This is a genomic window from Actinacidiphila yeochonensis CN732, from assembly GCF_000745345.1.
In the GTDB taxonomy this organism is placed as follows: Bacteria; Actinomycetota; Actinomycetes; order Streptomycetales; family Streptomycetaceae; genus Actinacidiphila; species Actinacidiphila yeochonensis.
This window is the reverse complement of record NZ_JQNR01000005.1, coordinates 4,486,025-4,499,114: the sequence shown is the minus strand read 5'-3', so window position 1 is coordinate 4,499,114 and position 13,090 is coordinate 4,486,025. Positions and strand designations below refer to the sequence as shown.

The 13,090-nt window shown below is 72.7% G+C and carries 14 protein-coding genes and 1 pseudogene; 3 read left to right on the top strand and 12 right to left on the bottom strand.

Features of this window, described 5'->3' with window-relative positions; translation table 11 throughout:
• Nucleotides 1-493 precede the first annotated feature (493 nt).
• Nucleotides 494-856 (top strand): beta/gamma crystallin domain-containing protein, encoded by a 363-nt coding sequence (locus tag BS72_RS30250; protein ID WP_037915033.1) that lies wholly within the window; start codon nucleotides 494-496, stop codon nucleotides 854-856.
• Between the two features lie 124 nt (nucleotides 857-980).
• Here the strand turns inward: BS72_RS30250 and BS72_RS30245 are convergent, their stop codons facing one another.
• Together BS72_RS30245 and BS72_RS30240 are read right to left on the bottom strand one after the other, a co-directional pair.
• Entirely contained in the window at nucleotides 981-1,745 is a 765-nt protein-coding gene (locus BS72_RS30245) for a dienelactone hydrolase family protein (protein ID WP_037915031.1), read from the bottom strand.
• 220 nt (nucleotides 1,746-1,965) lie between these two features.
• Nucleotides 1,966-2,550 (bottom strand): TetR/AcrR family transcriptional regulator, encoded by a 585-nt coding sequence (locus tag BS72_RS30240; protein ID WP_037915030.1) that lies wholly within the window; start codon nucleotides 2,548-2,550, stop codon nucleotides 1,966-1,968.
• Between the two features lie 86 nt (nucleotides 2,551-2,636).
• Here BS72_RS30240 and BS72_RS30235 point away from each other — a divergent pair, with 86 nt between their 5' ends.
• Nucleotides 2,637-3,560: an NADP-dependent oxidoreductase gene (locus BS72_RS30235; protein WP_037915028.1), complete on the top strand. Its 924-nt coding sequence runs from the start codon at nucleotides 2,637-2,639 to the stop codon at nucleotides 3,558-3,560.
• 173 nt (nucleotides 3,561-3,733) lie between these two features.
• On the opposite strand, the gene BS72_RS39350 is transcribed toward BS72_RS30235, so the two are convergent.
• From BS72_RS39350 to BS72_RS30205, 7 genes are all read right to left on the bottom strand, one after another.
• On the bottom strand, nucleotides 3,734-3,856 hold the full coding sequence (locus tag BS72_RS39350; protein ID WP_265736814.1) for a hypothetical protein: 123 nt from the start codon (nucleotides 3,854-3,856) through the stop codon (nucleotides 3,734-3,736).
• 93 nt (nucleotides 3,857-3,949) lie between these two features.
• A complete protein-coding gene (locus BS72_RS30230; RefSeq protein WP_051951841.1) occupies nucleotides 3,950-4,594 on the bottom strand; it encodes a TetR family transcriptional regulator in 645 nt (214 codons plus the stop codon).
• A gap of 74 nt (nucleotides 4,595-4,668) precedes the next feature.
• Nucleotides 4,669-5,376, bottom strand: a complete 708-nt coding sequence (locus tag BS72_RS30225; RefSeq protein WP_037915027.1) for an SDR family NAD(P)-dependent oxidoreductase — start codon at nucleotides 5,374-5,376, stop codon at nucleotides 4,669-4,671.
• A gap of 236 nt (nucleotides 5,377-5,612) precedes the next feature.
• Nucleotides 5,613-5,843, bottom strand: coding sequence for a hypothetical protein (locus BS72_RS30220; RefSeq protein ID WP_037915025.1), 231 nt, complete (start codon nucleotides 5,841-5,843; stop codon nucleotides 5,613-5,615).
• Nucleotides 5,844-6,041: 198 nt separating this feature from the next.
• Nucleotides 6,042-7,319 (bottom strand): inorganic phosphate transporter, encoded by a 1,278-nt coding sequence (locus BS72_RS30215; RefSeq protein ID WP_037915024.1) that lies wholly within the window; start codon nucleotides 7,317-7,319, stop codon nucleotides 6,042-6,044.
• 309 nt (nucleotides 7,320-7,628) lie between these two features.
• Entirely contained in the window at nucleotides 7,629-8,864 is a 1,236-nt protein-coding gene (locus tag BS72_RS30210; protein WP_051951840.1) for an MFS transporter, read from the bottom strand.
• Between the two features lie 29 nt (nucleotides 8,865-8,893).
• Nucleotides 8,894-9,919 (bottom strand): aldo/keto reductase, encoded by a 1,026-nt coding sequence (locus tag BS72_RS30205; RefSeq protein WP_037915023.1) that lies wholly within the window; start codon nucleotides 9,917-9,919, stop codon nucleotides 8,894-8,896.
• A gap of 334 nt (nucleotides 9,920-10,253) precedes the next feature.
• Here BS72_RS30205 and BS72_RS30200 point away from each other — a divergent pair, with 334 nt between their 5' ends.
• A complete protein-coding gene (locus tag BS72_RS30200; protein ID WP_078901754.1) occupies nucleotides 10,254-10,793 on the top strand; it encodes a TetR/AcrR family transcriptional regulator in 540 nt (179 codons plus the stop codon).
• Nucleotides 10,794-10,930: 137 nt separating this feature from the next.
• Here the strand turns inward: BS72_RS30200 and BS72_RS34910 are convergent.
• The 3 genes and pseudogenes from BS72_RS34910 to BS72_RS30190 form a co-directional block, all read right to left on the bottom strand.
• Nucleotides 10,931-11,308: pseudogene (locus BS72_RS34910) on the bottom strand (galactonate dehydratase); the annotation flags it as partial.
• Nucleotides 11,305-12,057 (bottom strand): FadR/GntR family transcriptional regulator, encoded by a 753-nt coding sequence (locus BS72_RS30195; protein WP_051951839.1) that lies wholly within the window; start codon nucleotides 12,055-12,057, stop codon nucleotides 11,305-11,307. The pseudogene BS72_RS34910 and the gene BS72_RS30195, both read right to left, overlap by 4 nt.
• 154 nt (nucleotides 12,058-12,211) lie before the next feature.
• Complete coding sequence (locus BS72_RS30190; protein WP_232792578.1) at nucleotides 12,212-12,922, bottom strand: SDR family NAD(P)-dependent oxidoreductase; 711 nt, start codon at nucleotides 12,920-12,922, stop codon at nucleotides 12,212-12,214.
• Nucleotides 12,923-13,090: the final 168 nt, after the last annotated feature.

Here is a 13,090-nt window from a genome sequence, read left to right as displayed (position 1 = left end):
GCGAAGGCCGTGGCGCGCGCATCGACCCCTCTCCCCCGGCGGGACGGGGCCGCCGTCAGGACGGACTCCGGACAGGCTCCATCTGGACTCCGGAAATGCAGGGCATTCTTCGGAGGAATGGTTGATTCTATTTTCCCACTTTATCGAATCACCTGAATTCCTTGCGGAAAAAGTAATGACTTCCCCAATCCGCCACGCTAAAGTGATGGTGCGCACAGATGTACCAAGGGCTGTGCGTTCACATCCTCTTCCCTTCCTCCTCCGTTTCTCCTCCGTCCGCCCAAGCACGTCGGCGACGCCGTTCCGACCTGCTGCGGTGCTCATTTTTCACGGCCGGACAGCCTTGTGCGGTGGCCGCTGAGTCCGTAGGGGCGACGCGCATTCTTCTGCGCCCACTCAAGCTCTCGCATGTTTCCGCCCGGGTCCTGCCGGAGCGGTGCGTTCGAGGGCACGGTAAAAGTCGTGCGCCGGCACGAAAGCCCGAAGGAGCAGCATGCGTTTCCACGTCAACAAGACCGTCAAGGCGGCCGTCGCCGTCACGTTCGCCGCCGCGATGGTCGCGGGATCGGCCGTGACGGCGACGGCCGCGCCGTCGAAGGCAGCCGTCGACCGTGTGGACTGTGACAACCGGACGGACTTCCTGCAACTGTGGAAGCAGCCGTCCGGCGAGGAGCTCTGCTTCGCCAACGCGGGAGACCTCCCCGTCGCCGTGTACGGCGTCACCTACCTCAACTCGGGGAACAACGCGGGCTACGTCCGGGTGAACCGGAACGGCTCCGTCGTGCAGGTGAACTTCCTCAAGGACCAGCGGAACGTGGACGTCAGCGGTGACGTCATCTTCATCCACGTCAACTGACCGACGGGCCGGAGGAGGCACGGCGGTGCTGACTCCGGGCCGTGGTGCGGTGTCCGTCCTGCCGGACGGACGCCGCACCGCTCAGGTCGGGAGCACGCCCCTCGCATCAGGTCGACACGCCGGGTCAGACCTGCGCGGCAAGTGGACGGGCGAGGTGCCGGGCAAGGAACCTGGTCGCGCTGTCGGCCTCGAACCTGGGCAGTTCCTTGTGCCTGCCCGCGTTGACGTGCAGCGTCTTCTCCTTCGAGGCGAAGGCGTCGAACAGCGCGAGACCGGCCTCGCGCGGGATGTGCTCGTCGTCCCACTGGAGCGCGAACTCGATCGGGATGGTGATCCGCCGCGCACTCTCGGCCAGGGCGTCGGGCCAGTGCTGGCCGAAGGCCGCGGCGGTGATCCTGGGTTCGACGGCCGCCAGCGGCACTCCGATCGCGGTGCCCATGTTGATGCCGACGTAGCCGACCGGTCCGTGGGCGCCTATCTCCGGACGTTCCTGGAGGGCGTCCAGGGTCGCCCGCCACTCCGGCACGGCGAGTTCCGCCAGGTGGGAGTTGTAACGGACGACGATCGGACCCTCGGGCTCGCCGGCCGCCCTGGCCGCGTACAGTGCGGCGATCTCCCGCTCGTCGTGGGCCGTGCGCGGCCGGTCCCCGTGACCTGGCGCGTCTATGACGGCGACGTGGAAGCCGCAACCGTTCACGAGGAGTTGTGCGCGGCCCGTCATCGCCGACGCCTTCTTGTGCGTGCCGCCGCCGTGCCCCATCAGCACCAGGGGGGCTCGATCGGTGCCGGACGCGGGCGACCAGAGGACGCCAGGGACCTCGCCCACGGTGAAGTCGCGCCCGACCATGCCGTGCGAGGACGACTCCGCGGTGAACTGCAAGGGGTGCATGAGTTGTTGCCTTTCGGGAGTGCCTTGTCAGGAGGCGCTCCCGGCGACGTCAACGTCAGTCGCCGGCCGTGACGGGGAGGGGGAGCACCCACAGGGATAGAGCGTTCATGGGTCTCACCTCCTCGGGCGATGTCGCGGTCGCCGTGACACTACCGGCCCGCGCACCGTCCCGCCGCACCTTTTCCCAGCCGCTCGGTCACTGCTCCGAACGGCCATCATGTCAGGCTGAAGGGCTGGGACCGGGGACGCCGTCGGCGGCGATGGCGAGCAGCTCCGCCGCGCCGGCCGACAGCAGCCGGGCGAAGTCGGCTTCCTCGTCGGCCGTCCACCGTTCGATGGCCTGGCGGACGACGGCCATGCCCACGTCGGCGGTCAGCTGCGCCTCGTGCTGGTCGCAGCCGCGGCGGCGCAAGGCGGCGGTGACGGCCTCGGAGAGCACCGCCATCTTGATCAGGTTCCGTTCCTGCAACGGCGGATTGGCCGCCACGACCGCAACCCGCTTCCGCAGGAATTCGCGGGGGCGGAACACCTTCGGCGCGGTGGCGAAGGCGGCCAGCAGCACCGGCAGCGGAGCCGTACCGGCGGGAGCGGCGTCGATCAAGGAGACGAGGTGCTTCTCCAGGTCCTCACTGCCGCCGAACAGCACCTCGCGCTTGTCGGCGAACCAGCGGTAGAACGACCGCTCGGTGAGGTTCGCGCGTTGCGCGATCTGCGCGACCGTCGTGCGGTCGTAGCCCTGCTCGTCGAACAGGTCCAGCGCGGCCCGTTCGAGCCGACCGCGCGTGTTGCCTTCCCAGCGTGCCATCACACGAGTATAGCGACAGCAGTTGCTGTCATCACTCTGCTAACCTCAGTGATGACAGCAACTGCTGTCACTGATGTGGAGGACTGATGCGTACCCTTCGTTTCCATTCGTACGGTTCAGCACTCGATGTCCTGCGGGTCGACGAGACCGAGCCGCCGCGTCCCGGACCTGGCCAGATCCGCGTCAGGGTCCAGGCGTGCGGGCTGACCCCGGCGGACTGGGCGTTGTGCGGCGGGCTCTTCGGCGGGGACCTGCCGCGCGGCATCGGGCTTGAGGTGTCCGGCACGGTCGACGGGCTCGGCGACGGGGTGACCGGCGTCAAGGTCGGCGACCCGGTGATCGCCCCGGTTCCCTTCACGGGACCGACCGCCGGTGCGTCGGAGCTGGTCGTCGTCGACTTCTGGACCCCGCGCCCGGCGGGGCTCGACCCGGTCCGGGCCGCGGCCCTGCCGATGGCGGTGGAGACGGCCTACCGGGGCCTGGACGAACTCGGCATACACGAGGGCGCGACCGTGCTCGTCCACGGCACCGGGAGCGCCGTCGGATACGCCGCGGCGCAGATCGCGCTCCGGCGCGGGGCACGGGTCATCACCACGGCCGGGGAGACCTACGCCGACGCCCTGCGTGAGGTCGGCGCCGAGGTGACCAGCCACGGCGAGGGCATGGCCGAACGGGTGACGGCGCTCGCGGGAGGGCCGGTCGATCCCGCCCTCGACACCGCACTGGCCAAGGGTGCGGCGTCGGCCCTCGGGAGCAGCACCAAGGCGTCGGAGCAGGTGCTGAGGCTGACCGGCTTCGCGAGGGCCGGGAAACCGGGCGCGCGGGTGGGCTCCGCCGGCGGCATGGACGCACTGCGCTACGACGTGCTCGGCGAGTACGCACAGCTGGCCGCCGATGGGCTCTTCTCAGTGCCGGTGGCCCGGCATTTCCCGCTGGAGGACTGGCGCACCGCCGCGGAGCTGAGCCTGTCGGGACGCGCCTGCGGCAAGCTCGTCCTCCGGTTCGACTGACAACGGTCCGGCCCGGCACGGCAGCCGCCCCGTGCCGTCGCGTCCCCGCACGGGCGGGCACCCTTCACGACGGGCCGAGGGGCATCCCGCGGGCCCGACACGGCCCCGCCTCAGCAGCACACGTTCCGCGGTGCGCGCCACGGCCGACCGGGCCGCCGACGCGTCGAGCTCCGTCACACCCCAGGGCACAGCAGGGCCCCGGTCCCGGACGCGCCGGTGAGAGCGTTGAGGAAGCCGTTGACGCCATCGGGGTCCAGCACGGCGACGATCGCGATGTGGTGGCCCAGGTCGCTCATGACTCCCCAGCATCTCCCCCCGACCCGATGCCTGCTCCGAGACCGATCCATCCCCGGGTTCGACGACCGGCGCTCGGCTGCTGACCTGCGAGGTCAGCGCGGTCGGCGTGCGGGCAGCTGATCGGTCACAGCCGCCGGGCGCGGCTCGACGATGCTCCGCACCGCTTCGAGCATCGCCGTCCGGTGCTCCCTGAGGCGTTCGCCGTCCAGGGGGTCGCCGCCCACGGCTTTGAGGGCCGGGGGCGCGCTCAGCCAGCTCTCGGTCATCCGCAGCACGATCGCGAAGAGGTCGACGGCGGGAAGGTCGGCGCGCAGCTTCCCGGCCCGCTGTGCCGCGGCGACCGCTTCGACCCTGTCCCGGAAGCTGTCGACCTCGGCCTCGGTGGGTTCGGCCTGCTCGAAGGAGCGCCAGGTGGCTATCCGCCGGGCCTCGGGGTTGGCCAGGACGTAGTCGTACCGGGCCGCCGCGAAGGCGCAGAGGTCGCCGTCGGCCAGCGGGGCGGCGGCGAGGACGGCCTCTGCCTGGTCCTGCACGACCGCCTCGAAGACCTGGTTCTTGTCCCCGAAGTACACGTACAGCAGCCGCTTGTTCGCGCCCGCCCGCTCCGCGATGCGGTCGATTCGGGCACCGGCGAGCCCGTGGTCCGCGAACTCCGCCGTCGCGGCGCGCAGCAGGATCGCCTTCGTGGCCTGGGCGTCGCGGGGGCGGGGCTTGCGCTGGGCCGCACTTTCGGACATGGCCTCACCCTACAGAGAGGTAACGGATCGGTTGGTCGGACCGGGACGTGGCGGCTCCGCCGAGCCCTGCGGCCTCACCAGCCGAGAGGTCCGTTGGCGTCGAAGAAGCCGCCCGTGGGGCCGTCGGCGCCTATCTGCGCCAGTCGCACGATGGCCTCGGTGCCCTCTTCGACGGTCTGGGTGCCGGCGTGGTGGTTCAGGTCGGTGGCCGTGAAGCCGGGGTCCACCGCGTTGATCCGCACACCGGGGAACGCCTTCGCGTACTGCACGGTCAGCATGTTGACCGCGGCCTTCGAGGACGGGTAGGCGAGGTCGGGGTAGAAGCGCGTCGGAGACTCGGGGTCCGCGAGCTCACGGGTCAGGGACAGCCCGCTGCTGACGTTGACCACGACCGGGGCGGTGGACCGCTCCAGCAACGGCAGGAACGCCTGCAGCGTCCGGACCTGGCCGAACACGTTCGTCTCGAACACCGCGCGCACCGAGTCGGCGGTCACCTCCGCGAACGGGACGAAGCCTCCGTCGGCCTTCCGGGGTTCGACGCCGGCGTTGTTCACCAGCACGTCCAGCCCGCCCTCGGCCTCGATGGCCTTGGCCGCGGCGGCGACGGAGGCGTCGTCGGTGACGTCGAGCAGTACGAACCGCGCCCCCAGCCGCTCGGCCGCGGCCCGGCCGCGCTCGGCGTCCCGGGCACCGGCATAGACGGTGTGGCCCGCGGCCAGGAGCCGCCGGGCGGCCTCGAAGCCGAGGCCCTTGTTGGCTCCGGTGATGAGCGTTGTCGTCATGGTCGTTCCTCCCGCAGGACGGGTTCGCGGCTCCGTGCCGCCCCAACCCGACATGTAACCATCTGGATAGATACCACCGTACGTCCGCCCGCGCCCCATGTCAACAACTGGTTACTTCTCCGGTCGGCGCGCCTCGCAGCCGCGTGCCTGACGAAGCCGCGCGCCCGTCGAAGGCCGGTGGCTGCCGGAACCGCGCGCCTGCCGGAACCGCGTCCACCTGCCAGCCGGAGCCGCGCCTAGTGGAACTGCGGGACGAGCAGGTAGAGCCCGTAGAGCACGGCGAGCCCGCACACCGTGAAGCAGGCCGCCGCGGCCTGGAACAGGCCGGTTCCGCTTCCCCCGTGCGCGCGGGCCTGCTCGCGGGCGGCCAGCGCCCGCACGCCCAGCGTGAAGACGAGCACCACCCCCACGGTGGCGCCGAAGCCGACCAGCGCGACCTCGCCGAGCGAGCCCCATTTGACGTTCATGCCGATCCCTCCTTGCCGTCCGTCCGGGGTCCTGCGGCCGTCGGCCCGACGTCCCTGGCCCCCGCGCCTCCGGAACGCGCCTCCACCGGGTGCGCCGACCGCCCCGCACCGCCGCGTCGCACCGACCGCCCCGCACCGCCGCGTCGCACCGACCGCCCCGCACCGCCGCGTCGCACCGACCGCGTCGCGCCGACCGCCTCACACGCCGGCCTTCACGTCGGCGACCTCCCGGCGCGGGACCTCGACGGGGTCGTTGACGTTCCGCGCGTCGACCGGGTTGCGGCGGGACAGGAGCACGATCACCGTCGCGACCACCATCGCCGCCACGGCGATGAGCACCGTGCCGAGGGTGCCGCCGTGGACCACCGCGCTCGCCGCGACGGCGCCCACCGCCGCCGCGGCCGGGAGGGTCACCAGCCAGGCCAGCGCGATCTGCCCGGCGACGCCCCACCGGACCTCGGCCAGCCGCCGCCCCATTCCGGCGCCGAGGATGCCCCCGGAGCACACCTGCGTGGTGGACAGCGCGAAGCCGACGGAGGCCGAGGAGAGGATGACGGCCGAGGCCGAGGACTCCGCCGCGAAGCCCTGCGGCGGCTGGATGTCCACGATGCCCTTCCCCATCGTGCGGATGATCCGCCAGCCGCCGACGTAGGTGCCGGCCGCGATGGCCGCCCCGGCGGTGAAGATCACCCACACCGGCGGGCCGGAGCCGGGCCCGAGGGCGCCGCAGGAGATGAGCGCCAGGGTGATCACGCCCATGGTCTTCTGCGCGTCGTTGGTGCCGTGCGCGAGCGAGACCAGCGAGGCGGAGACGACCTGGCCGGCCCGGAAGCCCCGGGTGACCGTGGTGTCCTTGTCGCCCTGAGGCTCCTCGGCACCCCCGCCGCTCTCACCGTCCTTGCCTTCGACGTCCTTGCCGACGCCGCCCTTCACGTCCTTGCCGGTCCCGACGCCCTTCACGTCCTTGCCGGTCCCGACGTCCTTCACCTTCGCGGTGAGCCGGTACGCGAGGTACGTCGCCACCAGGGCGGCCGCGCCCGCCACCAGCGGCGAGGCGAGCGCCGGGATGAGGATCTTGTCCAACACCTCGCCGAAGTTCACGCCGTGCCGCCCGGCACCCACCCACACCGCGCCGATCAGCCCGCCGAAGAGCGCGTGGGAGGAACTGGACGGCAGCCCGAGCAGCCACGTGGTGAGGTTCCAGACGATCGCCCCGATCAGCCCCGCGAAGATCATCCCCGGTGTGACCAGCTGGTCGTCGACGATCCCGCCCGAGATCGTCTTCGCCACCTCGGTGGACAGGAAGGCGCCGCCGAGGTTCAGCACTCCGCTGATCGCGACCGCGACCTTGGGCCGCAGCGCCCCGGTGGCGATGGAGGTGGCCATCGCGTTCGCGGTGTCGTGGAACCCGTTGGTGAAGTCGAACGCGAGGGCGGTGACGATGACCATGCTCACGAGGAATGTGATGTGGTCCATGTCACTAGGAGAGCATTGGTCGGCAGCCGCAGCGAGGCGTACGGGTGGCGGTTCTGTGGTGGTCGGCCGGCCGCGCGCTCCGTACCGGCGCCCTGACGGCGCCCTGCCGGAGGCCGCCGGCGGGTCGGGGCCCGGGTCGGCGGCCCCGCGAGCGGCGGGCAGGCACCCGGCGCGCGGCGACCCTGCGCGCACCGGGCAACGGCACCGGACCGGCCGGATCGGGAACGGAACCGGGCCGGGACGGGGTGGGGAACGGGTGGGGTGCCTCTCCCCAGCCACATCCCCCAGCCGCGTCCCGGACCTCCCGGGTCAATGCGGCCGGGCAGCAGGTCTCGCGGACCGCCGAACGCTCGTGGCCGCGAGGGCCAAGGCGATGACGGCGAGTGCCGCTATGCCGGTTCCGAGCAGGCTCGGTCCTCGAAGACCGAGCGGCGACGACAGCATCGCGCCCCCGGACCAGGAGCCAAGAGCGATTCCGACGTTGAGGCTGGAGACGGTCAGTGCGATGGCGAGCGTGTTCGTCGGGGCCGTGAGCTGGCCCGCCGTGGCGATGAGGACGGGCTGCGCCACCATCGCGACGGCGCCGAGCAGGACGAACAGCACGACGGCGGCGACGGAGTCGGCTCCCCAGAGGGTGAGGGCCGCGAGGACGACGGCGATCATGGCGACGGACGGGATCGCGACGCGGAACGGTCCGCGGTCGCCGAACCTGCCGCCCGCGACCGCGCCGAGGATGCCGGCCGTTCCGTAACCGAGCATGACCGGCGGCACCGCGGCGGCGGCAAGACCTGCCCGGTCGGTGAGCAGCGGTGCGACGTAGCCGTACACGCAGACGAAGGACGCGGGCAGCAGCACGGCGCCGAGGTGGACCAGCCACAGCGGTCTCTTCCGGAGCGATGCCATCTCCGCGGTCAGGGTGCTCGCGGCGCCGCGTGCCGAGCCGGGCAGGGTGAAGGCGAGTACGGCCGCGGCCGTGACGGCCAGTGCGGCGAGCGTCCAGAACGGGGATCGCCACCCGAGCCACTGGCCGAGTGCCGTGCCGATCGGCACGCCGAGCACGTTCGCGAGGGTCAGCCCTCCGGCGATGACGGCCGTCGCCCTGACGCTGGCCGCCGGTCCCGCCGCGGCTGCGGCGAGCACCGCCCCGACGGCCCAGAAGGTCCCCGTGACCGCGCCGCAGACGAAGCGTGCCACCAGCCACACACGGAAGTCGTCGCTCAGCGCGGCGGCAACGTGCCCGGCCATGAACACCAGCAGCGCGATCACGAGCGTCGCGCGAGGCGGCAGCCGCAGGGTGGCCATCGACATCACGGGAGCGCCGATGATCATGCCGACCGCGAACGCCGTGATCAGCAGTCCGGCGTCGCCGTCGGTGACGTGCAGCCCGTGGGCGACCTCCGGCAGCAGCCCCGAGACGATCATCTCGGCCGTGCCCATCAGGAAGGCGACGGCCCCCAGCAGACGGACCGGGCCGGGCAGCTTCGTACGCCGGGAGCCGTCGGCGTGCGCCGCGACCGTCGAGACGCCGCGGGTGGTGGCAGCCATGACAGTCCTTCCTCGGGCGCCGGTGCCCGTCAGACGGCGGAGCGGTTCGTGACGTCGCGGCGGCGGAGGAGCGGGTCCGTGACGGCCGGCGGGTTGTAGGCCATGTCGAGCCGGCCCACGTCGGTGCCGGGTGCGACGATCGCGTCGATCTGGTCGAGGACGTCGTCGGTGAGTACGACGTCGGTGCCGGCGAGGTAGTCGTCGAGGTGGGCCATCGTGCGCGGCCCGAGAATCGCCGAGGTGACGCCGGGGTGGGCGATGGCGAAGGCGACGGCCAGGTGGGTGAGCTTCAGGCCGGCCTGCTCCGCGATCGGGATGAGCTGTTCGACGGCGTCGATCCGGCGCTCGTCGCTGAGGTGGGTGAAGATCCTGGCGCGGCGCAGGTCGGTCGGCTGGCCCCTGCGCACCCGGCCGGTGAGCATGCCCTGGGCGAGCGGGCTCCAGACGAGGACGCCCATGCCGTGACGCTGGGCGACGGGGAGGACCTCGCGCTCGATGCCGCGGCTGAGGATCGAGTAGGCGGGCTGCTCGGTGCGCGGCGGCTCCAGCCCCCGCTGCTCGGCGATCCACTGGGCGCCGACGATGTCGGAGGCGGGGAGGGTCGAGGTGCCGAACGCGCGGATCTTGCCCGCGCGGACGAGGTCGCTCAGTGCCGAGAGGGTCTCTCCGAGGTCCGTGCCGGGGTCGGGCCGGTGCATCTGGTAGAGGTCGATGTGGTCGGTTCCGAGCCGACGCAGCGAGTCCTCGACCGCCGTCATGATCCAGCGGCGCGAGCCGCCGCGCCGGTTCGGGTCCTCGCCCATCGGCATCCCGAACTTCGTGGCGATCACCAGCTGGTCCCGGCGCCCCTTGATCGCCTTCCCGACGATCTCCTCGGACTCGCCGTGGGAGTACACGTCCGCGGTGTCGATGAGGTTGATGCCCGCGTCCAGGGCCTTGTGGATGATCCGGATCGACTCGTCGTGGTCGGGATTGCCTATCGCGCCGAACATCATCGCGCCGAGGGCGTAGGAGCTGACGTGGATGCCGGTGCTGCCGAGGGTGCGGTACCGCATGGTGGTCCTACCTTTTTGGTCGTGAGTCGGTCGTGGGTCTGATCTGGTCGTTCGCAGGATCGGCGGGCCCCGGGGCACGGGTTGCGGCTGGCATGGTGCCGCCGTCGGACGGCTCGGGGGACCTGGCCGCCCGGTGTCCCGCGACGGCTCGACCGCCGATGGGGAGACGCGACGCGATCGCCGTGCGGGACGACGCCGACGAGGTCGTCTGCCCGGTTCACGTCTCCTTGCCGGCGTCCGACGGGTGCCTTAGGATGGCCTAAGTGGGACACTGTCCCGAATGACTATATGGGACGCTGTCCCGCTTAGCAACCGCCGATCCACGGAGTCGCCGATGCCCCGAGCCGACGCGCAGCGCAACGTCGACGCCCTGCTGGCCGCCGCGAGGGACGAGTTCGCCGAGCACGGGGTCGACGTGAACGTGCGCGCGATCGCCGCGCGGGCCGACGTCGGCACGGCCACCCTCTATCGCCACTTCCCGCTGCGGTCCGACCTCATCGCGGCGGTCTTCCGGCGCGAGCTCGACGAGTGCGTCGCCGCCGCGGCGCCCATCGCCGAGGCACACCCGCCCGGCGAGGCGCTGGAACTGTGGGTGCAGCGCTACCGGGAGTTCCTGCAGACCAAGCGGGGCCTCGCCGCCGCGTTGCACTCCGGCGACCCGGCGTACGCCGCCCTTCCCGAGTACTTCCAGTCCCATGCCGAGCCCGTGCTCGGCAAGCTCCTGGAGGACGCGGCCCGCGCCGGCGCGATTCGTGCGGCGGCCGAGCCGCTGGACATCCTCGGGGCGATCGCGAACCTCTGCGTCCCGTACCCGGGCAGCGACGCCGACACGGCGTCACGCATGGTCGCCCTGCTGCTGAAGGGGCTCCGCTGAGGACATGCGGCGTCCGGCTCGGCCGGCTCGTCCGGCTAAGGACGCGCGCCGCCCGGCGCGCGCCAAAGCTCCTCCGGCGCGGCCAGCAGCTCGGCGATCCGCTCCGGCGACGGCAGCGGCGACCTGCTCGCTGATCTGGCCGGGCTCGTCGCCGCCGACCCAGGCGTAGACCCGGACGGTGTCGCGGACCGGCCCGCCGAGCAGGGCGTGCACGGGCGCGCCGTAGGCCTTGCCGGCGATGTCCCACAGGGCGTGGTCGAGGCCGGCGACGGCGCTGGACAGGACGGGGCCGCCGCGGTAGAAGCCGCCCTTGGTGAGGATCTGCCAGTGGTCCTGGACGCGCAGCGGTCGGTGCCCACCAGGTGCTCGGCGAGGACCCCGACGGCCGCCCGGACCACTTCGGCGCGGCCCTCGACGACGGGTTCGCCCCAGCCGACCAGGCCGTCGTCGGTCTCGATCCGGCAGAACAGCCAGCGGGGCGGGACGAGGAACGTCTCGACGCGGGCGATCTTCACGAGTTCTCCTTCGGGCCGGAGGGGGCCGCGTCCCGGCGGCCGGTGCCGTGGGCCAGGTCCAGGTCGCGGACGGCCTGTTCCAGCAGGGCGCGCACGGCGCGTTCGGCGGCGTCGGGGTCGCGGTCGCGGACGGCGTCCAGGACGGCCTGGTGGCTGGGCACCGGGTCCTCGCCGTGGGGTGAGGAGTGGACGATCTCGTCGCGGCGGGCGAGGCCGGACTCGATCACCATCTCCATCCGCTCCAGCAGCTCGTTGTGGGTGGCGGCCAGCAGCGCGCGGTGGAAGGCGAGGTCGGCCTCGACGGCGTGCGAGGCGTCGTCGCTCTCCTGGCCCATGGCGGCCAGCGCGGCCTCCAGGGCGGCGAGGTCGCCGTTGTCGCGGCGCAGCGCGGCGAGCCGGGAGGCGGCCGGCTCGACGATGGCGCGGACCTCGCCGAGGTCGCGCAGCAGCCCGGTGTCGGTGGTTCCGGCGGCGCCCTCGGCGAACTGCCAGCGCAGCACGTCGGCGTCGAGGAGGTTCCAGTCGGCGCGGGCGCGGACGAAGGTGCCGCGCTTCTGCCGGGCGTCCACCATGCCCTTGGCGGCGAGCACCTTCAGCGACTCACGCAGGGCGGTCAGGCTGACGTCGAGTTCCGCCTGGAGCGCGGGCAGGTCCAGCGTCGCGCCCTCGGGGATGCGGCCGCTGAGCACCCGGCGCGCGAGGGTCTCCACGGTCTGTCCGTGCACTCCGCGGCGCGCGTACGGCGTCATGTCCTGGTGCCTTCTTTCTGCGGTGCGGTCGACGGGAGGTACGGCCCGCGGGTCGACGGGAGGTGCGACGGGAGGTGCGGCGGGTGGGAGGGCAGGGGGTACGGCCGGAGGCCGGACGGCGGGCCGGCTCCGGGGCGGGTGCGGGGCGCGGCCGTCACGCGGACGCCTTCACGACGCTCCAGCCGCCGTCGACGACGAGGCCGGCACCGGTGATGTAGGCGGCCTCGGGCGCGGCCAGGAAGGCGATGGCGGCGGCCTCCTCGGAGGTGCCGAAGCGCCCCGCGGCGGTCTCGGCGACGCTCCGCGCGCGGTCCTCGGGGCCGGCCCGGTCCCAGGCGGCGGTGAGGATCGGGCCGGGCAGCACGGCGTTGACCCGGACGTCCGGCCCGCACTCCACGGAGAGTTGGCCGCACAGCGACAGCGGCGCGCCCTTGGAGGCGGCGTCGGCGGGATGGCCGGGGGCGCCCTTGTGGGCGTGGACGGAGGAGGTGAGCACCACGGCGCCGCCGTGCTCGCGCATGGCGGGCAGCACCGCTTTGACGCCGAGGAAGGCGCCGGTGAGGTTCACCGCGAGCTGCCGCTCCCAGGACTCCAGGGTCATGGTGTGGGCGGGGGTGACGTCCACGGTGTAGGCGTTGGAGACGAGGACGCCCACCGGGCCGAAGCCGGCGGCCTGTTCGGCGATCTCCTGCCAGGCGTCCGGGTCGGAGACGTCGGCGCCCGCTGCCGGGTCGGTCGCCGCGGCCCGCGGGGCGGCCGGCACGGCGGTGGCGGTGGCCGGCAGCGCGGCGGCGGCCAGGACGACGAGCGCGGCCGCGGTGGCCGCCGGGCGCCCGCGCACGGCACGGGAACGGTGTGGGGTCACGTGGGTCTCCCGGGAGTTGGGAATGACGGGGCGTCAGACGGGTGCCGGGCGCGCGCCGTCCTCGGGGGGTGGGGCGCCGCGCCCTCGCCTCGCCGAAGACTGTGCGGGCGGCGGTCGAGGCTGTCAACGAATATTCCTAATAAACTAAAACTAGGGTCCGTTGGGGCC